This is a genomic window from Pantoea sp. X-Soil-TKNS-1207 (assembly GCF_059730485.1).
Genome location: NZ_AP035958.1, coordinates 553,505 through 574,794, shown reverse-complemented (window position 1 = coordinate 574,794; position 21,290 = coordinate 553,505). Strand labels below are relative to the sequence as shown.

At 55.1% G+C, this 21,290-nt stretch carries 23 protein-coding genes; 10 read left to right on the top strand and 13 right to left on the bottom strand.

The annotated features are described in order from the left end of the window. The first annotated feature begins 54 nt into the window (after window positions 1–54). Window positions 55–1,305, top strand: coding sequence for an enterobactin transporter EntS (gene entS / locus AC6I8V_RS02550; protein WP_497844375.1), 1,251 nt, complete (start codon window positions 55–57; stop codon window positions 1,303–1,305). On the opposite strand, the gene fepB is transcribed toward entS, so the two are convergent. Next, complete coding sequence (fepB, locus tag AC6I8V_RS02545; protein ID WP_497844374.1) at window positions 1,300–2,265, bottom strand: Fe2+-enterobactin ABC transporter substrate-binding protein; 966 nt, start codon at window positions 2,263–2,265, stop codon at window positions 1,300–1,302. The two genes, entS and fepB, sit on opposite strands and share 6 nt — an antisense overlap. A gap of 176 nt (window positions 2,266–2,441) precedes the next feature. Between fepB and AC6I8V_RS02540 the strand changes: the two genes are divergently transcribed. From AC6I8V_RS02540 to AC6I8V_RS02520, 5 genes are read left to right on the top strand one after another with little or no spacing between them, the layout of a single operon-like run. Continuing rightward, window positions 2,442–3,620, top strand: coding sequence for an isochorismate synthase (locus AC6I8V_RS02540; RefSeq protein ID WP_497844373.1), 1,179 nt, complete (start codon window positions 2,442–2,444; stop codon window positions 3,618–3,620). A gap of 10 nt (window positions 3,621–3,630) precedes the next feature. Next, complete coding sequence (locus AC6I8V_RS02535) at window positions 3,631–5,247, top strand: (2,3-dihydroxybenzoyl)adenylate synthase (RefSeq protein ID WP_497844372.1); 1,617 nt, start codon at window positions 3,631–3,633, stop codon at window positions 5,245–5,247. 17 nt (window positions 5,248–5,264) lie between these two features. Then, complete coding sequence (locus AC6I8V_RS02530; protein WP_497844371.1) at window positions 5,265–6,119, top strand: isochorismatase family protein; 855 nt, start codon at window positions 5,265–5,267, stop codon at window positions 6,117–6,119. Further along, window positions 6,116–6,874: a 2,3-dihydro-2,3-dihydroxybenzoate dehydrogenase gene (gene dhbA / locus AC6I8V_RS02525; protein WP_497844370.1), complete on the top strand. Its 759-nt coding sequence runs from the start codon at window positions 6,116–6,118 to the stop codon at window positions 6,872–6,874. Before AC6I8V_RS02530 ends, dhbA begins: the two co-directional genes overlap by 4 nt. 3 nt (window positions 6,875–6,877) lie before the next feature. After that, on the top strand, window positions 6,878–7,294 hold the full coding sequence (locus tag AC6I8V_RS02520) for a hotdog fold thioesterase (protein WP_497844369.1): 417 nt from the start codon (window positions 6,878–6,880) through the stop codon (window positions 7,292–7,294). Window positions 7,295–7,348: 54 nt separating this feature from the next. Here the strand turns inward: AC6I8V_RS02520 and AC6I8V_RS02515 are convergent, their stop codons facing one another. The 4 genes from AC6I8V_RS02515 to rplU form a co-directional block, all read right to left on the bottom strand. Further along, the gene (locus tag AC6I8V_RS02515) at window positions 7,349–10,225 is read right to left on the bottom strand and encodes an SET domain-containing protein (RefSeq protein ID WP_497844368.1); all 2,877 of its coding nucleotides are present in this window, start codon (window positions 10,223–10,225) and stop codon (window positions 7,349–7,351) included. Between the two features lie 240 nt (window positions 10,226–10,465). After that, entirely contained in the window at window positions 10,466–11,641 is a 1,176-nt protein-coding gene (cgtA, locus tag AC6I8V_RS02510; RefSeq protein ID WP_497844367.1) for an Obg family GTPase CgtA, read from the bottom strand. A 245-nt stretch (window positions 11,642–11,886) separates the two neighbouring features. Then, window positions 11,887–12,144, bottom strand: coding sequence for a 50S ribosomal protein L27 (rpmA, locus tag AC6I8V_RS02505; protein ID WP_006121751.1), 258 nt, complete (start codon window positions 12,142–12,144; stop codon window positions 11,887–11,889). A 15-nt stretch (window positions 12,145–12,159) separates the two neighbouring features. Then, entirely contained in the window at window positions 12,160–12,471 is a 312-nt protein-coding gene (gene rplU / locus AC6I8V_RS02500) for a 50S ribosomal protein L21 (RefSeq protein ID WP_013507673.1), read from the bottom strand. Window positions 12,472–12,726: 255 nt separating this feature from the next. Between rplU and ispB the strand changes: the two genes are divergently transcribed. Next, window positions 12,727–13,698 (top strand): octaprenyl diphosphate synthase, encoded by a 972-nt coding sequence (gene ispB, locus AC6I8V_RS02495; protein WP_497844366.1) that lies wholly within the window; start codon window positions 12,727–12,729, stop codon window positions 13,696–13,698. A gap of 124 nt (window positions 13,699–13,822) precedes the next feature. On the opposite strand, the gene AC6I8V_RS02490 is transcribed toward ispB, so the two are convergent. Then, window positions 13,823–14,056 carry a hypothetical protein gene (locus AC6I8V_RS02490; RefSeq protein ID WP_497845901.1) on the bottom strand — a complete coding sequence of 78 codons (234 nt, stop codon included), beginning with the start codon at window positions 14,054–14,056 and terminating at the stop codon, window positions 13,823–13,825. On the opposite strand from AC6I8V_RS02490, the gene AC6I8V_RS02485 reads away from it, so the two are divergent. Beyond that, entirely contained in the window at window positions 13,980–14,207 is a 228-nt protein-coding gene (locus AC6I8V_RS02485; protein WP_497845745.1) for a helix-turn-helix domain-containing protein, read from the top strand. The genes AC6I8V_RS02490 and AC6I8V_RS02485 overlap by 77 nt on opposite strands. Before the next feature lie 82 nt (window positions 14,208–14,289). Here AC6I8V_RS02485 and murA read toward each other — a convergent pair whose 3' ends face one another. The 7 genes from murA to mlaF all read right to left on the bottom strand — a co-directional run bounded on the left by murA (window position 14,290) and on the right by mlaF (window position 19,076). Next, entirely contained in the window at window positions 14,290–15,549 is a 1,260-nt protein-coding gene (gene murA / locus AC6I8V_RS02480) for a UDP-N-acetylglucosamine 1-carboxyvinyltransferase (RefSeq protein ID WP_497844365.1), read from the bottom strand. A gap of 62 nt (window positions 15,550–15,611) precedes the next feature. Then, window positions 15,612–15,869, bottom strand: a complete 258-nt coding sequence (ibaG, locus tag AC6I8V_RS02475) for a BolA family iron metabolism protein IbaG (RefSeq protein ID WP_497844364.1) — start codon at window positions 15,867–15,869, stop codon at window positions 15,612–15,614. 115 nt (window positions 15,870–15,984) lie between these two features. Continuing rightward, entirely contained in the window at window positions 15,985–16,290 is a 306-nt protein-coding gene (mlaB, locus tag AC6I8V_RS02470) for a lipid asymmetry maintenance protein MlaB (RefSeq protein WP_497844363.1), read from the bottom strand. Then, window positions 16,290–16,922 carry a phospholipid-binding protein MlaC gene (gene mlaC / locus AC6I8V_RS02465; RefSeq protein ID WP_497844362.1) on the bottom strand — a complete coding sequence of 211 codons (633 nt, stop codon included), beginning with the start codon at window positions 16,920–16,922 and terminating at the stop codon, window positions 16,290–16,292. The genes mlaB and mlaC overlap by 1 nt, the downstream gene beginning before the upstream one ends. A 19-nt stretch (window positions 16,923–16,941) precedes the next feature. Next, window positions 16,942–17,469 (bottom strand): outer membrane lipid asymmetry maintenance protein MlaD, encoded by a 528-nt coding sequence (mlaD, locus tag AC6I8V_RS02460; protein ID WP_497844361.1) that lies wholly within the window; start codon window positions 17,467–17,469, stop codon window positions 16,942–16,944. Window positions 17,470–17,473: 4 nt separating this feature from the next. Next, entirely contained in the window at window positions 17,474–18,256 is a 783-nt protein-coding gene (gene mlaE / locus AC6I8V_RS02455) for a lipid asymmetry maintenance ABC transporter permease subunit MlaE (protein WP_497844360.1), read from the bottom strand. Between the two features lie 4 nt (window positions 18,257–18,260). Beyond that, a complete protein-coding gene (gene mlaF / locus AC6I8V_RS02450; RefSeq protein ID WP_497844359.1) occupies window positions 18,261–19,076 on the bottom strand; it encodes a phospholipid ABC transporter ATP-binding protein MlaF in 816 nt (271 codons plus the stop codon). Window positions 19,077–19,303: 227 nt separating this feature from the next. Here mlaF and AC6I8V_RS02445 point away from each other — a divergent pair, with 227 nt between their 5' ends. Together AC6I8V_RS02445 and kdsD are read left to right on the top strand one after the other, a co-directional pair. After that, on the top strand, window positions 19,304–20,284 hold the full coding sequence (locus tag AC6I8V_RS02445) for a calcium/sodium antiporter (RefSeq protein WP_497844358.1): 981 nt from the start codon (window positions 19,304–19,306) through the stop codon (window positions 20,282–20,284). 17 nt (window positions 20,285–20,301) lie between these two features. Next, window positions 20,302–21,282, top strand: a complete 981-nt coding sequence (kdsD, locus tag AC6I8V_RS02440; RefSeq protein ID WP_497844357.1) for an arabinose-5-phosphate isomerase KdsD — start codon at window positions 20,302–20,304, stop codon at window positions 21,280–21,282. The last annotated feature ends 8 nt before the right edge of the window (window positions 21,283–21,290 follow it).

The following is a 21,290-nucleotide window of genomic DNA, read 5'->3' as shown; positions in this document are numbered from 1 at the left end:
TATCATGACTCGCCGCGCGGACGATGCGGAAAATTGTTGTTAAAAGGCAAAGATATGAACAAACCCTCCCACTTTATCGATCTCTCCCTGCTTAAATCCCACCCGGCGTTTCGCGCGGTGTTTATTGCGCGTTTTATCTCAATTGTTGCGCTCGGGATGCTGGCCGTGGCGGTGCCGGTGCAGATTCAGCACATGACTCACTCTTCCCTGCTGGTGGGACTGGCCGTCACTCTGGCGGCGGCCGGGATGTTTATCGGCCTGCTCACCGGCGGTGTGCTGGCGGATCGCTATGAACGGAAAAAGCTGATTGTCTTCGCACGTTCCACCTGCGGCCTTGGGTTTGTCGGGCTGGCGATCAACGCCGCCCTGCCTGAACCTTCGCTGGTCGCCGTTTATCTGCTGGGTTTCTGGGATGGTTTCTTCGGGGCGATTGGCGTTACCGCGCTGCTGGCAGCAACACCGGCGCTGGTCGGGCGCGAAAACCTGATGCAGGCGGGCGCCATCACCATGCTGACGGTACGCTTCGGGTCGATTCTGTCACCGGCGATTGCCGGCATGGTGATTGCCAGCGGCGGCGTGGTCTGGAACTACGGCCTGGCGGCAGCGGGAACGCTGCTGACGGTGCTGACCATCCTGCAACTGCCGATCCTGCCGCCACCGCCGCAGCCGCGTGAACATCCGCTGAAATCGCTGGCGACCGGCGTGCAATTTTTGTTTGCCAGCCCGCAGGTCGGGATGGCGGCGCTGATTGGAGCGCTGGTGACGCTGGCCAGCGCGGTACGCGTGCTCTATCCGGCGTTGGCGCCGCACTGGGAAGTGAGTGCCGACCGGCTGGGCCTGATGTTCGCCGCCGTGCCGCTCGGCGCAGCCATCGGCGCATTGACCAGCGGCCGCCTGGCGCAGGCCGCACGCCCCGGTCTGCTGGTGCTCAGCAGCGCGATTGTCGCTTTTATCGCGCTCGGGCTGTTCGGCCTGATGCCGAATTTTCAGCTCGCCCTGCTCTGCCTGGTGGCCTTCGGCTACTTCAGTTCGATCAATAGCCTGGTGCAATACGCGATGATTCAGAGATTAACGCCGGACCATCTGCTGGGGCGTATCAACAGTTTATGGACGGCGCAGAATGTCACCGGCGATGCGCTGGGTGCGGCGATGATTGGGGCGATGGGTTCCTGGCTGCTGCCGCAGCAGGCCGCGACGATGTTTGGTTGCGGCGCGGCGTTGCTGGGCGTGCTGATGTGGTTACTGATGGGACGTTTACGCCGTTATCAACCGCCAGCAGCGACGCTGGCGGAAGAGGCATCATGACTTCACAAACAGTTTTTCCAGACGCGCCAGCAGATTGTTGGCGCTGTAGTAGTCGAGACGGAAGGTATCCGCGCCCAGCGCGTACACCTGCTGCTGCGTTACCGCCGCGTTCTGCGCGAGGAACGGATTGCTCAGCACCGACTGGCGGGTTTTATCATCGGCAGCGAACAGCAGGAAGCTGTGCCCGGTCAGCCCGCTGGCGACGTTTTCACCCGACAGCTGAATGATGTCTTTGCGCTGGCCCATGCTATGGCTCTGCTGAACGCTGGCTGGCGGCGTCGCCAGGGTGAAACCGAGCTGCTGCAACAATTTGCCCTGCGCTGAAGCGGCGGTCCACAGGTTCACAGCACGGCCATCACCGTTCCACACCATGGCGGAGACCGGCTGCGGCGGCAGCGTGATACTTTTTTTCAGCGCCGCTTCGCGATCGTCAAAGGCTTTGACGCGCTGCGCTGCCTGCGTCTCATGGCCCGTGGCGTTACCCAGCAGCGTGACCACATCCTGCCAGCTTTTATCGTCATAGTTGACCACCAGCGTGGGGGCAATGGCGGAGAGCTGGCTCACCAGATTGATGGCCTTATCGTTACCGGTGGCGCTCACGATGATCAGGTCTGGCGCTTCAGCCGCGACCGCTTCAGCGTTTGGCTCGCCGATATACAGACGTTTCACACCGCGCTGTTTCGCCACCTCGCCCCACTGGCGGAAGAAGCCCTGATCGTCGGTGAAGCGGCTATTCGGCGCGGTGGCACCGGAGGCGATCACCGGTGCATCGATCGCCAGCAGGGACCCGGTGAGGGTGACGCTGGTGGAGACAATGCGCTGCGGCGCTTTGTCCAGGGTTAGGGTGCCCTGCTCGCTGTGAATGGTGCGTGGCCAGCCCTGATCGGCCCGCGCGATGCTGTTGAAAGTCTGGAAAATGAACAACAGGGCGCAGACGCCCCATAAACCGCATTTATTCATAAGTTCTGGTCCACCATTTAGCTTAAGCGCGCCCCCCGCAGACTACTCTGATTACGCATTCTGACGCAGGAAGTCCCGCGTTCTGATTGACTCTTTAGCGCATTAGACGTAGGTTACAGGGCCATAATAAAAATGATAATCATTCTTAATAATCTTATCATTTAAAGGTGAAAATTATGGTGGAATCTTCCACGTTTGAAAATGCCTGGTTGAAGGATTTTTCCGCACTGTGCCGCGGATTCCTCTTTACCTCCCCCTGGCGCAGCCTGGCGACACAAGGGTGTTACACCACCCTGACCGAGCCGGTTCAGGATGCCGCCAACTTACAAGGTGATTTTCAGCAACAGCTGCGTCAGCATTTCGCGGCGGCGAAAAAGCAGGGTATCGAAAAGCCCGTTCTGGTTGGCGCGATCCCGTTTGACGTCAGCCAGCCTGCTGCCCTGTTTATCCCCGAGTCATATCAGACCTTTGCGCGTGGCGATCTGCTGGCCACCTTACCCGCCGAGCTCAGCGCGTTGCCGCAGGTGCGTCGTCGTTCGGCGCTGCCGGATCACGACATTTTTACCGGCATGGTGGCCGATGCAGTGGCGGCCATCCAGCGCGGCGAACTCGACAAAGTGGTGCTGTCGCGACTGATGGATATCGTCACAGAACAGCCGGTGGACAGCGCTGCGCTGATGCAGCGGGTGATGGCGCTCAATCCCAACAGCTACCATTTCCATCTGCCGTTGCCGCAGGGTGGCGTGCTGCTGGGTGCCAGCCCGGAACTGATGCTGCGTAAGCAGGGGCGTGATTTCAGCTCTTGCCCCCTCGCCGGCTCCGCCCGTCGCGATAGCGACGCTCTGCGTGACCGCGCAGCCGGCGAAACCCTGATGAACTCCAGCAAAGATCGATACGAACATAAGCTGGTGACCGACGCGATGCGCGATACGCTGCAACCACGCAGCCGCCTGCTGTCGGTGCCGACAGTGCCTTCGCTGATTACCACTTCCACGCTATGGCATCTCGCTACCCAGATTGATGGCGAGGTACAGGACGAACGCGAAAATGCGCTGTCGCTGGCCAGCCTGCTGCATCCCACCCCGGCGCTGAGCGGCTTCCCGCATCATCATGCGCAGCAGTTGATTCAGACGCTGGAACCTTTTGATCGCCAGCTGTTTGGCGGCATTGTCGGCTGGTGCGATGAGCAGGGGAACGGCGAATGGGTCGTCACCATCCGCTGCGGAACGGTGCACGACACGCGCGTGCGTCTGTTCGCTGGCGCGGGCATCGTTGCCGACTCCCAACCCGAATCGGAATGGCGCGAAACTGGCGTGAAGCTGGATACCATGTTGCGCGCCTTTGGACTGCAATAAAGGAAAGACCATGAGTATTCCCTATAATCGCTGGCCGGACGATCTGGCCGCACGTTATCGCGAAAAAGGCTACTGGCTGGATGTGCCGATGACCGACATCCTGGCGCGTCAGCAGCACAATGATGCCATCGCCGTGATCGACGGCGACCGTCAGATCAGCTACCGCGAAATGGCTGTGCTGACCGACAACCTCGCAGCAGCGCTGCAACGTCGCGGCCTGAAAAGCGGCGACACCGCGCTGGTTCAGCTCGGCAACGTAGCCGATTTCTACCTGACGCTGTTTGCCCTGTTCAAAATCGGCGTCGCCCCGGTCAACGCATTATTCAGCCATCAGCGTACTGAGCTGACGGCCTATGCCAGCCAGATCGAACCGGCGCTGCTGATCGCCGACCGCAGCCATCCGCTGTTTGCCGATGACAGCTTTATCGATACGCTGTGCCGCGCCCATCCCGCGCTGCATCAGGTGGTGCTGCGCAATGACAGCCAGCCAGAAAACACCCTCGAAGCCCTGCTGGCCGAAGCGGCTGGCGACTTTACGCCAACGCCGAGCGCCAGTGATGAGGTGGCATTCTTCCAGCTGTCTGGCGGCAGCACCGGCACGCCCAAACTGATCCCCCGCACCCACAATGATTACTATTACAGTATTCGTGGCAGCGTGGAGATTTGCGCCGTGACCGAGCGCACCTGTTATCTGGTGGCGCTGCCCGCGGCGCACAACTTCCCGATGAGCTCACCGGGTGCGCTTGGCGTGTTTTACACCGGCGGCAAGGTGGTATTGGCAGCCGATCCCAGCGCCACGCTCTGTTTTCCGCTGATCGAAAAACATCAGATCACCGATACCGGCCTGGTGCCACCGGCGGTAAGCCTGTGGTTGCAGGCGATTCAGGAATGGGGCAGCAATAAGCAGCTGGCCTCGCTGGAGCGTATGCAGGTTGGCGGCGCCAAACTGGGCGAAACCCTCGCCGCCCGTATCCAGCAGGAAATTGGCTGCCAGTTGCAGCAGGTGTTTGGCATGGCTGAAGGCCTGGTGAATTACACGCGTTTCGATGACGACGAGAAAACCATTCTCACCACGCAGGGATGCCCGATTTCTGAGGACGACGAAGTGTGGGTCGCCGATGAAGCCGGTAACCCGCTGCCGAGCGGTGAAGTTGGCCGTCTGATGACGCGCGGGCCTTATACCTTCCGTGGCTACTTCCGCAGCCCGGAGCATAACGCCGCCAGCTTCGATGCGAACGGTTTCTACAGCTCCGGCGATCTGATTGCGATCGACTCGCAGGGCTATATCACCGTCCAGGGACGCGAGAAAGATCAGATCAACCGTGGCGGCGAAAAGATCGCGGCGGAGGAGATCGAGAACCTGTTGCAGCGCCACCCGGATGTGATCCACGCCGCGCTGGTGTCGATGGATGATGAACTGATGGGCGAAAAAAGCTGTGCCTTTATTGTCGCCAGTCAGCCGATTAAGCCGGTGGCGCTGCGTCGTCATCTGCGCGAACTGGGCGTGGCCGAGTTCAAATTACCCGATCGTATTACCTGCGTAGACGCCCTGCCGCTGACGCCAGTTGGCAAGGTGGATAAAAAACGTTTACGCCAACAGCTTGCCGACCAACAAGCACAAGCCTGACCTGTTCCGGAGATTTTATGGCTATTCCAAAACTGACCTCTTATTCGCTGCCGACCACCGCTGAGTTGCCTGCCAACAAAGTGAAATGGACGCTGGAGCCACAGCGCGCAGCATTGCTGATCCACGATATGCAGGCCTATTTCCTCAACTTTTGGGGTGAAAACAGCCCGCTGGTGAATCAGGTTGTCGAGAACATCGCGCGTCTGCGTGCTTACTGCAAAGCGCAGGGCATTCCGGTGTTCTATACCGCGCAACCCAATGAACAGAGCGATGCCGATCGCGCGCTGCTGAATGACATGTGGGGACCGGGTCTGAATAAACATCCCGAGCAGCAGAAGATCGTGGCTGCCCTGGCACCGGATCAGAATGACCAGGTTCTGACCAAATGGCGTTACAGCGCTTTCCATCGTTCGCCGCTGGAGTCGATCCTACAGGAGATGGGGCGCGATCAGCTGATCATCACCGGCGTGTATGCCCACATCGGCTGCCTGACCACCGCCACCGACGCCTTTATGCGCAACATCCAGCCGTTTATGGTGGCCGATGCGCTGGCTGACTTCACGCGCGAAGAACATCTGATGGCGCTGACTTATACCGCCGGTCGTAGCGGTAAAGTGGTGATGACCGCCGATTTGATGCCGCTGCCGCTGAGCAAAGACGATCTGCGCGCGCTGATCCTGCCGCTGCTGGAAGATGACGATGTGCCGGAGGATGATGAGAACCTGATTGATTACGGCCTCGATTCGGTGCGCGTGATGGCGCTGGCGGCACGCTGGCGTCAGGTGCACAGCGATATCGATTTCGTCAGCCTGGCGAAGAATCCCAGCATTGATGGCTGGTGGTCGCTGCTGTCACGGGAGCAGGCCAAATGAGTTTGCCGTTTGATTTCAGTGGGAAAATTGTCTGGGTAACCGGTGCCGGTAAAGGTATTGGCTACCATACGGCGCTGGCCTTCCATCAGGCGGGCGCGCAGGTGATCGGCTTCGATTTGCGTTTTGATCAGCCGGATTATCCGTTTGCCTGCCAGGTGATGAACGTGGCGGATGCAGCCGAGGTGAAAGCGGTCTGCCAGCGTCTGCTGGCGGATCAGCCGCGCCTCGATGTGCTGGTGAATGGCGCCGGGATCCTGCGTATCGGCAGCACCGAAGAACTGGCGTTTGAAGACTGGCAGGCGTGCCTGGCGGTTAATGCCGGCGGCGCCTTCAATATGTTCCAGCAGACGCTGCCGGTGTTCCGTCAGCAGCGTGCGGGCGCCATCGTCACCATCGCCTCCAACGCGGCCCATGCTCCGCGCGTGGGGATGTCTGCTTACGGTGCGTCGAAAGCCGCGCTGCGCAGCCTGTGTCTGACCGTTGGTCTGGAAATGGCCCCGCTCGGCGTACGTTGTAATATCGTCTCGCCGGGATCGACCGATACCGATATGCAGCGCAGCCTGTGGCATACGCCGGAAGCGGAGCAGGAGATGATCAACGGCTTCCAGGATCAATATAAACTGGGGATCCCGCTGCGTAAGATCGCCAAACCGCAGGAGATCGCCGCCAATATTCTGTTCCTGGCCTCCGATCTTGCCAGCCATGTGGTGTTGCAGGACATCGTGGTGGACGGCGGCGCAACGTTGGGAGCCTGATGCATGGCAATCTGGAAACGTTCAATTGACCTGGATGCGCTGAATAAGCTGGGTGAAAACTCGCTGGTGGCGCATCTCGGGATTGTGTTTACCGTGATTGGCGAGGATTACCTCGAAGCCACCATGCCGGTCGATGCCCGCACCCATCAACCGTTTGGCCTGCTGCACGGCGGCGCCTCGGTGGTGCTGGCGGAATCGATGGGATCGATTGCTGGCTACCTCAGCATCGAAGAGGGAAAAAGCGTGGTGGGGATTGAGGTGAGCGCCAGTCACCATCGCGCGGTCAGCAGCGGTGAGGTGCGCGGTATTTGCCGCCCGCTGCATCTCGGCAAACGTAATCAGAGCTGGCAGATTGAGATTCGCAATGGACGCGATCAGCTGTGCTGTAGTGCACGTCTGACGGTGGCGGTACTGGGTTAACCCGGCGGCTTAATGTCGGTGAGCACTCCGGTGCTCACCGTTAATAAAAAGCGGTTACACCGCATCATCGACGCCGTTGCCTGCTTTTTTCTTATATTTGGCTTTACCTCTGAGCGTCAGCTTGCCATTTACGCTGATATAGCGAATAAGTCGATGTTCTTCAAAACCAACATCTTTGCAATATTTGTTAAATGCCTGCGGGTTATGTCCCAGGGATGAATTTCGGTAGCCGTCAATGATATCCAGCGTGATTTTTTTAAAAGAATAAGGTCGAACATACTCTTCGCTACTTCCGGTTAAGTTAAAGATTTCCTCGCTGGTCATCCCTCGTTCCAGTAAAAAAATTTTTCCTTTATCTTTAAAGATCCCTTTGACCAGCACTTTTTGGCGGAAAGCCTCATATTTTATTTTGTGTTGCTTACTGAATTTCTCAATAGCGTTTCTTTTATTACGTTCCTTCTGGCTGAGAGAGGCCCATTTTAACATTGCGTCCATAATTTCTTCATGTTGCTGTTCGACTTGCAGGATTTTCTCACCAGCCGCTTTTAGGCCATTCGTGGTGGCATAAAACTGCAAAGTAAAACGACTTATATTATTTCTCTTACAAAAAGCCTTCTTCGCGCCGTAATCTTTACGGGCATCCCCCATCGCCATCCATTCTCTGATAATGTCTGCGGTTATCCTGTCATCTTTACCTGGCTGCCGGTTAAGCACAGCCCGGCCATGCGCGGTAAACTTATTCTCTCTGAAATAATAATGCAGCTTGTTTTCATCAAGATTATTTCTTTTGCAAAATTCCAGCAAACACGCCTGAGATAATTCAGAACTGCTTGTAACCAATAACGCTTTCAGTTCTTTCATATGCGCGGGTAAAAAGTTATTTTTTTCCTCTATTTGGTTGCGAGCACGGACTTTTAATCTTTCGAGGAATTTTAGCCCTCGGTTACTGCCCCCCTGAAAAACAAGCATTGAATCAATAGCTTCAAAACGAACATTGTTTTTTATTGCCAGTTCTTCTTTTGCACCAGGTTTCGCCCGCTCTTCATCAGTTTTATTCTGCCATTCAATAATGGTCTTTTTCGGATTCGAGAACACATGACCTTGTGCAAGTAAAATCATTTGCTCTCCTCGCAATGTCAGCTTGCCATCGGCTGTTATGTATTTCATTGCTGTACGGGGTACAAGCTGATGTTTGTTGATAAAACCTGTCCGGTTTCTCTCTGCCGGTGGCAGATTTTTAAATTTTATTAAAATTTCAGCCGTGATTTTATTCTTTTTTCCAGGTGGTGTTTTTTCTGTTTCTAAAAAATGATCACTGTCTTCCTGGCTGATTGCAGCCAACCCGGCAATCTCATTTTTTTCAAATGATTTTATACTCTGTATTTTTTCTTCCAGGCATTCTGTTAACTGCCGGTTCGTTTGCGGCAGGTTTTGTATGACATGCTTTATATCCTGCCGTAATTCATAACCATAGATACCGGTAACCATCGTATCTGTGAAAGGTTTTCCCCGAAGGGTTTTATCTTTTCTTCCTTTGAATAACGCAAACGCCGCGGCATCGGTCATGCAGAAACCCGTCTTTCCAATGTTTTTTACCCGGTTTCTGTTTTTTTTCTTAGTATCCACTCTGTATACCTGATCTTCCAGCGTAAAGCTGACATTCCCCACCGGAGACCAGAGAGCATTGTAATGATTTTCATGCGGTACAAATTCAATAACGGCTAAATTGCGGCGGGTGTTTATTACCGCTTGATGATCAAGGTACTCGCCACCGCAGGAGTCGATAACAGAAATAACCATATTGCCCTGCTGCGTATTCTCACTCTCTTTTTTGGTAATAACCAGCAGTGCATCCTGATGACGAAAGGTTTCTGATAATGCTATCAGCTGCGGCAACACTTCAAAGCTGGCATCAACCCAGCTATCTGCCCGGTCAATATTTTCCGCCAGCCAGCATAATCCGTCGGGAAGTGCTTCTGAACATGGCGCTTCCGCAGAAATATCATTAGCTTCTGTCTTCACCAGTGGCGGCTGATGTTGTTTCATTTTGTAGCGGGGACCATAATTTATAAGTAACAGCTCGCCTTCTTTTATTTCACGAACCGCCATATAAACAATACCCCCCCCATCCGCCCGGATAGCCATTAAATTGTTTTTATCAGAAGCAATGACTTTTTCACCCCGGACCGAGGCCGTGTTAACCAGCGTCAGATCGGTATATTTCAAATTCCCGGCGACGCCACTAAAAACATTTACCGGCTTCCGTCGGGAATTCAGTTTCGATCGGGGCCTGAACCCTTTAGTTTCATACAAACAGGCCGGAAAGCTATTATCACTTTCTGCATACATCTCATCACATTCAGCGCTGTTCCTCAGAACAAAACCGCCATATAAATCCGGCAGAACCTCACCTGTGTTTATGGTTCTTGCAGCCTTTAAGCCAAAGCCTAGTTCAGAACTCTCTTCGTCAAAATATATATGATAAAAACCTGTTCCTGCATTTTCCGGCTTACCTTCCTGAAGGGCCTTAACTATTTTTCGTATCTGCCGGGTAACAGAATCTCGCATTCTTTTTGGCAGGATCTTTTTATCAGCGCTGTTTATTTCCAGCCTGTCCGCATCTATATGGATGAGTTCCTCCCGTAGCGGACCGTGCTTTATTCCGTAGGCTTCCAGCCTGTCATGTATATTCAGCAGGAACGATATTTTGCCCTGTCGGCGCTTGTGATAAAGATCGACCTCGATCTCATCCTCCTGCATCGGTTCCTGTTTTACGGCGATAGCGGGAACGCCAGGAGAAGCGAGCTGTGGGCCAGCAACGGGTGTCTGGTTAATAAAGGCGATATGCTGAACCAGCACAGATTCGGATACCGGCGTTAATGCCGGGATGGCGGAGAGGGCAGGAAGCGTTAACCTTTCAACAGAGCGCATTTATGTTCCTTTTAAATACATTCATGTGATCGCCGGATCGTCCTGATCCTTATTCTGGCGATGCCATGCTAGCACCAATAACGCGTACCGAAACGACGTCTCAGGCACAAAAAATGAACGTGGCGAGCAAAGTCTGCCGCCCGGTTTTTCGCAGGGGGATGGGTTAATTGTGTTGGGAGGTTTTTGATGAAGGGACGCGCCAGGAGGAGGCACGTCCCTGAAGGGATGAGTTAAGGCAGATTAACGCTGATAAATGATTTCGACGCCTTCGTCGTCATCCTCGTCCCAGTCGTCATCCCACTCTTCGTCTTCTTCCACTTCCTGAGCATTTTCCATGGCTTCACGGTGATAATCATCCCACATGAAGGCCACTTTCTCCGGCTGCTTCTCTTCTTCTTCCGCTTCCTTCGGATTAGCGATGATGAAGCTCATCACATCCCAGCACAGGTCTGTGACGCCGTCGCGGCTGGCAGCGGAGATCAGGTAGTATTTGTCTTCCCAACCCAGAGCCTCTGCAATCGCTTTAGCGCGACTTTCCGCTTCTTCCTTACTCAGCAGGTCGGTCTTGTTAAACACCAGCCAGCGTGGCTTCTGGTACAGCTTATCGCTGTATTTCTCCAGCTCGCCGAGGATGATGCGGGCGTTTTCTACCGGATCAGTCTCGTCAATCGGGGCGATGTCGATCAGGTGCAGCAATACACGGCAGCGCTCAAGGTGCTTCAGGAAGCGAATACCGAGACCGGCACCTTCCGCAGCGCCTTCAATCAGCCCTGGGATATCGGCAACCACGAAGCTCTTTTCGCTGTCCATACGCACCACGCCGAGGCTCGGTACCAGGGTGGTAAACGGATAATCCGCCACTTTCGGTTTCGCCGCAGATACGGCGCGAATAAAGGTCGATTTACCGGCGTTAGGCAAGCCAAGCATACCCACATCGGCCAGCAGCATCAGCTCCAGCTGCAGGTCGCGTTTCTCGCCCGGCGTACCCATGGTTTTCTGACGCGGTGAACGGTTAACCGAGGATTTAAAACGGGTGTTGCCCAGGCCGTGCCAGCCGCCTTTGGCGACCATCAGCTTCTGCTCATGGCGCGTCATATCGCCCAGCGTTTCACCGGTGCCCTGGTCAATCACGCGGGTACCTACTGGCACCTTAACGATGATGTCTTTACCGCGTTTGCCGGTACAGTCACGGCTCTGGCCATTCTGGCCACGCTCAGCACGGAAAGATTTCTCGAAACGATAATCGATCAGGGTATTGAGGTTTTCGTCAGCCAGCAGATATACGTCGCCGCCATCGCCGCCGTCACCCCCGTCCGGGCCACCTTTCGGAATGTATTTTTCGCGGCGGAAGCTCACGCAACCATTACCGCCGTCACCCGCGACCACCAGGATCGTCGCTTCATCAACAAACTTCATTTTCTCTCTCCGTCACACTGTCGTTCGCGGCAGGCTTCTGGCTACGAACAGGTCCGCCAGGGTCTTCTGCGCTGACCGGCGGCGGATAATACAGGATTGGCAATGCCATGTGTACATAAATTGTACAGCAATCTGCGTAAGTGCGTTGGCTTAACGCGCGCCGCAGCAGAATGTAAAAAGCCCCGCAAAGCTGCGGGGCCTTTTATTCGTACGTTCAGACGTTAACCGTCTGCGTCACGACAACCTTACTCAGCAACGATGCTGATGTATTTACGGTTGTTCGGACCTTTAACTTCGAATTTCACTTTGCCGTCTGCGGTAGCAAACAGGGTGTGGTCACGACCACAGCCTACGTTGTTACCCGCGTGGAATTTGGTACCACGCTGACGAACGATGATGCTACCTGCCAGAACAGATTCACCACCGAAACGCTTAACACCCAGACGTTTTGCGTTGGAGTCACGACCGTTACGAGTCGAGCCACCAGCCTTTTTATGTGCCATTTGTCAGATCTCCTCTTAGGCGCTGATGCCAGTGATTTTCACATCAGTGAACCACTGACGGTGGCCTTGCTGCTTACGGTAGTGCTTACGACGACGAAACTTAACGATCTTAATTTTCTCGCCACGACCGTGAGCAACAACTTCTGCCTTGATCACACCGCCTGAAACCAGTGGCGCGCCGATTTTCACGTCTTCGCCATTTGCAATCATCAGAACCTGATCAAACTCGATGGTTTCACCGGTTGCGATGTCCAGCTTTTCCAGGCGAACGGTCTGACCTTCGCTTACTCGGTGTTGTTTACCACCACTTTGGAAAACCGCGTACATATAAAACTCCGCTTCTGCGCATGCCTTTCTGTTCATCAGGCGGCGCGATAAATATTCACAATAGGGCGCGAATTCTACGCAAATCTCCAGAAGAAGACAAGTCCACTTTGCACACTCTTGCAGAAAAAAAGCGCAGGATGAATGCAAACGTTTCTCAACCCGATTTTTCAAGTACAATCAGTAACAGATTACCTGAACTCACGCTGGGTAAAAGCGCTTACCATGCCGAGAAACGAGTCATAGCTGAACAGACGAATGAACTTAGAACAGATAAACGAACTAACCGCGCAGGACATGGCGGCCGTCAACCAGACCATCCTCGACCAGTTGAATTCAGATGTCTCACTGATTAACCAGTTGGGTTACTACATCATCAGCGGTGGTGGCAAACGCATCCGTCCGATGATCGCCGTGCTGTCGGCGCGAGCACTGAATTACCAGGGTTCGCTCCATATCACCAACGCGGCGCTGATCGAATTTATCCACACCGCCACGCTGCTGCATGACGATGTCGTGGATGAATCCGATATGCGCCGTGGAAAAGCCACCGCTAACGCCGCGTTCGGTAACGCCGCCAGCGTGCTGGTCGGTGATTTTATTTATACCCGCGCCTTTCAGATGATGACCAGCATGGGATCCTTAAAGATCCTCGCGCTGATGTCGGAAGCGGTGAATGTGATCGCCGAAGGTGAAGTCTTGCAGTTGATGAACGTAAACGATCCGGACATCACTGAAGAGAATTACATGCGGGTGATCTACAGCAAAACCGCCCGCCTGTTCGAGGCCGCTTCGCAGGCGTCGGCGATCCTGGCAGAGGCCAGCCCGGCACAGGAAAAAGCGTTGCAGGATTATGGACGCTATATTGGCACCGCTTTCCAGTTAATTGATGATTTGCTGGATTACAGCGCCGATGGCGAGACCCTGGGTAAAAACACCGGCGATGACCTGAGCGAAGGCAAACCGACGCTGCCGCTGCTGCATGCGATGCATCATGGTACGCCGGAGCAGGCGCAGATGATTCGCCGTGCCATTGAAGAAGGCAACGGTCGCCATCTGCTGGAACCGGTGCTGGAAGCCATGCAACAGTGCGGTTCGCTGGCATGGACGCGCCAGCGTGCCGAAGAAGAGGCCGATAAAGCCATCGACGCGCTGAAAATATTGCCGGAAACCCCGTGGCGTAGCGCCCTCGAAGCGCTGGCCCACATGTCCGTACAACGCGATTTTTAATCCCGGCGGGGCCAGTACTGGCCCCTCTCCCACCTCTGCTTTTTCCCCTCCTTCGTTTTCATCGCTTACAAATTTTTTGCGAAACATCAAGCAGCCGCAAATTTTATCGAACACTTACTGGAAACTACTGGAAAGTATTTGCTATAAAATACGCCAGTTTTTCCAGATATTCCCGCGCAGAAAAGTCATATTCACCCGCAGGAAGGGTCAATAGCATGGACAAGGAGGGCATTATGCGCATAAGGAGAAAAGACTGGCATTCGGCCGATATCATTGCCAGGTTGCGTAAAAAAGGGCTCACGATGGCGGAGCTGTCTCGCCGATGCGGGCTGAGTTCATCGACGTTGTCAAATGCCATAGTCCGACCCTGGCCGAAAGGCGAGAGGTTGATTGCTAAGGCGCTGGATATTCATCCTTCGGAGATCTGGCCGAGCCGCTACTATGATCCAGAGACATGCTGCATGCTGGATCGTCGAGGGCGGGTAACATCGTCAAAGGATCCTGAATAATGCAATTGACGATCCTTTAGCGCAAAAAAAACCAGCCGCGATTAGGCGGCTGGTTTTTCATATAAGTAAGCCTGGGTAAGAATTATTCGCCGCTAACGCGTTCGATATTCGCACCCATCGCTTTCAGCTTGTCTTCGATGTGCTCATAGCCACGGTCGATATGATAGATGCGATCAACCAGCGTGGTGCCTTCCGCGATGCAGCCTGCCAGAACCAGGCTGGCGGACGCACGCAAATCGGTTGCCATCACCTGAGCGCCTGACAGCTTCTCAACACCGTGGCAAATCGCGGTGTTAAGTTCAATCTCAGCATGGGCGCCCATACGAATCAGTTCAGGGATGTGCATGAAGCGGTTTTCGAAGATGGTCTCGGTGATCACGCCAGTGCCTTCAGCCACCAGGTTGAGCAGCGTGAACTGCGCCTGCATGTCAGTCGGGAAACCTGGGTGTGGCGCCGTGCGCACGTTAACCGCTTTCGGGCGTTTACCGTGCATGTCGAGGCTGATCCAGTCTGCGCCGGTTTCGATATCGGCTCCGGCATCACGCAGTTTGGCCAGCACGGCATCCAGCGTGTCTGGCTGCGTGTTGCGGCACAGCACTTTGCCGCCCGAAATCGCCGCAGCAACCAGGAAGGTCCCGGTCTCGATACGGTCCGGCAGCACGCGGTAGACACCCCCACCAAGACGTTCAACGCCTTCGATGGTGATTTTATCGCTGCCTGCGCCGCTGATTTTGGCACCCAGGGTGTTAAGGAAGTTGGCGGTATCGACAATTTCCGGCTCACGCGCGGCGTTTTCAATCACTGTCGTGCCGGTAGCCAGCGTCGCTGCGCTCATAATGGTCACAGTGGCGCCCACGCTCACTTTGTCCATGACGATGTGCGCGCCTTTCAGGCGACCGTTTACCGAGGCTTTGACATAGCCCTCTTCCAGTTTGATCTCTGCACCCAGCTGCTCAAGGCCGGTAATATGCAGATCGACCGGACGTGCACCGATGGCGCAACCACCTGGCAGCGAAACCTGTCCCTGACCAAAGCGCGCCACCAGCGGACCCAGCGCCCAGATCGAAGCACGCATGGTTTTCACCAGATCATAAGGCGCACAGAAGACATTAACTTCGCGCGCATCAACGTGCACCGACCCATTGCGCTCGACTTTCGCACCAAGCTGGCTCAGCAGCTTCATGGTGGTATCGATGTCACGCAGTTTCGGCACATTCTGAATCTCTACCGGCTCTTCGGCCAGCAGCGCTGCAAACAGAATCGGCAGCGCAGCGTTCTTCGCCCCGGAAATGGTCACTTCACCACTCAAACGGGTGGGGCCTTGCACACGAAATTTGTCCATTAACACGGTTCTCAATTATCAATCAAACAGGCCCGCCAGCGCGGGCGCACCACAGCCAGCGCTTAGAAACCGTTAAGTTTACGGTCGCGCGCCCACTCGGCAGGAGTATAAGTTTTAATGGAAACGGCATGAATGCGATTATCCGCAATGTATTCCATCAGTGGCGCATAGACAGCCTGCTGTTTTTTCACCCGGCTCAGCTCGCCGAACATCTCACCCACCGCAATCACCTGAAAGTGGCTGCCGTCGTTGCTGAGAACATGTACTTCTTCTAATTGCAGCGCCTGCATCAGGACCGCCTGAACTTCACTATTTTCCATCGCTCTTTGCTTCAAGTTAATAATAATAAGGCAGACATCTTAGAGGAAAGCGTCTGACTCTTAAATACGCAAAAGCCCCTGAAAAAATCAGGGGCTTTCTCAGACCAGACAATAATCAGGCTACTTTTTCAGCAGAAACAATAATCTGCTGCAGGTTATAGAGCGTAATCAGTGACTGAAGTTTATCGTTGATGCCGCTGAAGTGCGGTGTGCTGCCCTGGGCGCGTGCAATTTCGCGTAAATGCACCAGCAGCGCCAGACCTGCCGAATCCACTCTGTCCAGCGCGGCCACATCGATGGTGTCGATATCCACCATCGCGGTTTCACGCTGCTGCCATAACGCCAGCAGCGTGTCGCGGTCCAGCTTGCCGCTCAGGGCCAGCGTGCTGGCAGTGCGCTGCCAGCGTAACGGTTCGCTCATTATTGCTGCTTATCCAGAGAGATTGGCTGTGCCGCTGAGGTTTTCAGCTGCGCGGTCAGGCCATCAATGCCTTTGGTACGCAGCAGATCGCTCCACTCATTCTGTTTGGTGGTGATCATGCTGATACCTTCCGCCACCATGTCGTAAGCCTGCCAGTCGCCGGTACGGCTGTTTTTACGCCACTGGAAATCGAGACGGACCGGCGGGCGGCCGTTCGGATCGACGATGGTTACGCGAATCGCCACAATGTTGGCATCGCCAACCGGCTGCTCTGGCTGGATTTGGTAAGTCTGACCGTGGTACAGCGCCAGCGCCTGACCATATGCCTGGGCCAGATAATCACCAAAGGCAGAGAAGTAAGCATCACGCTGCGCCGGTGTCGCTTCGCGATAGTAACGGCCTAACACCAGCGCACCCGCGTATTTAATCTGCACATACGGCAGCAGTTCCTGACGCACGATATCGCGCAGGTAGTTTGGATCCTGCTTGATCTTCGGCTGTTCGTTCTTCAGGCGCGTAAAGGTTTTCGCCGCCGCTTCATTCATCAGTTTATAGGGATTGCTCTGGTCCGCTGCCGTCGCGGCCAGTGGAACGATAGCCAGCATGGCAATCATCAGTAAACGTTTAAACATCGTGTTTTACCTCTCAGGGTTATTCCGTTGCTGCAGGCGCGCTCTCCGCACCCTGTTGTTTGTTATCGTTTTTGTTGTCGCCGCTTTTATACAGGAACTGGCCGATCAGATCTTCCAGCACCAGCGCCGACTTGGTATCACGTAGCGTGCCGCCATCTTTGAGCATGGCGGAGCCAAGATCCGGGTCGTCGAAGCCCAGATTGAGCGCGAGGAACTGCTCGCCCAATAATCCCTGGGTGCGAATCGCCAGTGAACTGGTATCCGGGATTTTGTCCGTGTATTGATCGCTGATCGCCATGGTGACTCGCGGCGACAGGGTTTTGTCATCCAGCGTAATGTCCGTCACGCGGCCAATCACCACGCCACCAATTTTGACCGGCGAGCTGACTTTCAGGCCGCCGATATTATCGAAAGTGGCATATAGCTTCCAGGTGGGTTCAGTACCCAGCGATTTCAGGTCGGCGACACGCAGGCTGAGAAACAGCAGCGCCAGCAGAGCCAGCAGCATGAAGACGCCTACCCAGATTTCGTTTTTCTTGCTTTGCATTGCTTTATTTCCCAAACATCAGTGCTGTCAGCACAAAATCCAAACCGAGTACCGCCAGTGAAGCATGCACCACGGTACGCGTCGTCGCCCGACTAATCCCTTCCGACGTCGGGATGGCATCATAGCCGTTAAACAGCGCAATCCATGTCACCGTAATGGCGAACACGGCGCTTTTAATAATGCAGTTGATGACATCAGTACGGAAATCCACGGCGTTTTGCATCGCGGACCAGAAGAAACCCGGATCGATACCTTTCCAGCTGACGCCCACCAGCGCCCCGCCAGCAATGCCCACCGCGGTGAAGATCAGCGCCAGCAGCGGCATACTGATAAAGCCCGCCCAGAAGCGCGGCGACACCACACGGCGCAGCGGATCAACCGCCATCATTTCCATGCTGGAGAGCTGTTCGGTGGCTTTCATCAGGCCAATTTCTGCGGTCAGCGCCGAACCGGCGCGCCCGGCGAACAGCAGCGCGGTGACGACCGGGCCGAGTTCACGCAGCAGCGACAGCGCCACCAACATGCCCAGACTGGTTTCCGCGCTGTAGGTCGTCAGGACCAGATAGCCCTGTAACCCCAGGACCATGCCGATAAACAGCCCGGATACCATGATGATCAGCAGAGACATTACGCCCACGCTGTAGAGTTGCTTAATCAGCAACGGTGCGTGTTTCCGGAACGCCGGTTTACCTACCAGCGCATGAAACAGCATCAGTCCTGCCCGGCCAAACGCCGCACAGGTATTTATCCCCTGACGACCGAGTGACGCCAGTGCCTGTAACAACATCAGCTTAAGTTCTCCCTGCGTGGGTCAAATCGGCGAGGTAATCCCCCGCCGGAAAGCGGAACGGCACCGGGCCATCCGCATGACCCTCTATAAACTGGCGCACGCGGGGATCGGGATTTTTCCGCAATTCCGGCGCGCTGCCCTGCGCAATAATTTTTTGCCCGGCAACAATATAGGCATGATCGGCAATGCTCAAGACCTCTGGCACATCATGCGAAACCACAATGCAGGTTACGCCCAGCGAATGGTTCAGTTCATCGATCAATTTTACCAGCACGCCCATGGTGATCGGATCCTGGCCGACAAACGGCTCGTCAAACATGATCAGATCCGGCTCCAGCGCGATCGCACGCGCCAGCGCCGCACGGCGAGCCATCCCGCCGGAGAGTTCTGCCGGTTTCAGCTGGGCTGCACCACGCAGTCCCACCGCTTCCAGCTTCATCATTACCGTGCTATGCAGCAGCGCCGCGGGTAATTGCGTATGTTCACGCAGCGGCCAGGCGACGTTATCAAAGACGCTGAGATCGGTGAAAAGTGCTCCGGACTGGAACAACATGCTCATTTTTTTACGCACTTCATACAATCTGCGGCGGGAAAGCGCAGGAATGTTTTCACCGTTAAACCAGATTTCACCTTTATCGGGGTGCAGCTGGCCGCCAATCAGACGCAGCAGAGTGGTTTTGCCAATGCCGGACGGTCCCATAATAGCGGTGACTTTACCCGCAGGCACAGTTAATGAAATGTCGTCGAAGATGGTGCGATCTCCGCGCGAAAAGCTCACGCCACGAACCTCAACCAGATTCGTTTGCTGCTGGATCATCTTTACCTCTTTAATGCGGATCGGGCGTTATCGTGTCCGGGGATGGTAGCCTGTAAGCCTGCGATGCACGAGAGTTTTACAGAAACTTACCCACCCGGCGTGGCGAAAACCGCCTTAAAATTTACTTTTGCCTCTCAGACAGTCAAAATCAGCGCCTGTTTCCACGCGCTAATGTTTTTACCCGTCGGACAAGGTGTGCCGACACACATATCCATCAAGGATTTTTCATGTTCGTAGCCACTGCCCTGCTGTTTATCGGATTGATTTTACTGGCTTACGGTGCCGACAGATTAGTATTCAGTGCCGCGATCCTTAGTCGATCCTTTGGAATCCCTCCCTTAATCATCGGCATGACCGTGGTCAGCATCGGCACCTCGCTCCCAGAATTGATCGTTTCTTTCTCGGCGGCGCAGCATGGACAGATGGATTTGGCGGTGGGCACCGCGCTGGGTTCGAACATCACCAACATTTTATTAATTCTTGGTGGCGCAGCATTGCTGCATCCTTTAACCGTACATTCCAACCTGATTCGCCGCGAACTCCCGTTAATGCTGCTGGTCTCACTGCTGAGCGGCATCATGTTGTTTGATAATCATCTCAGCCGCCTCGATGGCATCGCATTGCTGCTGATCGCGCTGGTTTATCTGCTGGTGGTGATCCGCATTGCGCGCCGGGCCGAACGCGAAAACAACGACACCCTGACGCGTGAACAATTGGCGGAACTGCCGCGTGATGAAACCGGTAACACCGTGGCCTTCCTGTGGCTGGCGGTGGCCTTACTGATCCTGCCGATGTCGACCCGCATGGTGATCGATAACGCGACCGCCTTCGCCGACTATTTTGGCGTAAGCGAACTGGTGATGGGCCTGACGCTGATCGCCGTTGGCACCAGCCTGCCTGAGCTGGCCACCGTTATCGCTGGCGCGATGAAAGGCGAGGATGATATCGCCATCGGCAATCTGATTGGCGCCAACATTTTTAACCTGGCAATTGTGTTGGGTCTGCCCGCGTTGATTCATCCGGGCAGCATTGATCCCCATGCTTTTGCGCGTGATTACTGGGTAATGCTCGGCGTCAGCGTGCTGTTCGCCCTGCTGTGCCTGCAACGCAGCCGCCGTATTGGCCGGGCGGCAGGCGCGCTGTTGTTAGTTGGATTTATCCTGTGGGTGTGCTGGCTGTGGCTTAGCCCCATGTTTATCGCAAGTTAATAAAGGACAGACTGACCATGTCACATCAGCAACCGGAATTTGACTTTCAGCAGGCAGGCAAAGCGGTGCTGCGCATCGAACGTGAGGGGCTGGAGCAGCTCGATCAATATATCAACGACGACTTCTCGCACGCCTGCAGAATGATCTTTGCCTGCCGGGGTAAAGTGGTGGTGATGGGGATGGGCAAATCGGGCCATATTGGCAAGAAAATGGCGGCAACCTTTGCCAGCACCGGGACGCCTTCGTTCTTTGTTCATCCTGCTGAAGCCAGTCACGGCGATCTGGGTATGGTCAGTACCAATGATGTGGTGATCGCCATTTCCAACAGCGGCGAGTCAAACGAAATCCTTGCGCTGGTCCCGGTACTGAAACGACAGAAAGTACAGCTGATCTGTATCACCAGCCGCGCCGAAAGCGCCATGGGCCGGGCGGCGGACGTGCATCTGTGCGTAAAAGTTCCGCAGGAAGCCTGCCCGCTTGGCCTGGCGCCCACCACCAGCACCACGGCGACGCTGGTGATGGGCGATGCGCTGGCCGTCGCGTTACTCGAAGCACGCGGCTTTACGCCGGAAGATTTCGCCCTGTCCCATCCAGGCGGCGCGCTGGGTCGTAAACTGTTGCTGCATGTCAGCGACATCATGCACAGCGGCAATGAGATCCCCCACGTATCGCGTGATGCCTCACTGCGCGACGCTTTGCTTGAGATCACCCGTAAAAATCTTGGCCTGACGGTGATCGTCGACGATTTGATGAAAATCGAAGGTATTTTTACTGATGGTGACTTGCGTCGCGTATTTGATATGGGCATCGATTTTCAGTCAGCCAGCATCCAGGATGTGATGACGCGCGGCGGTATCCGCGTTCGCCCGAATATGCTGGCGGTGGATGCCCTTAATCTGATGCAAAACAAAAACATTACCGCAGTGCTGGTGGCCGATGACGATCGCCTGCTCGGTGTGGTACATATGCATGACATGCTGCGCGCCGGCGTGGTCTGAACAGGAAA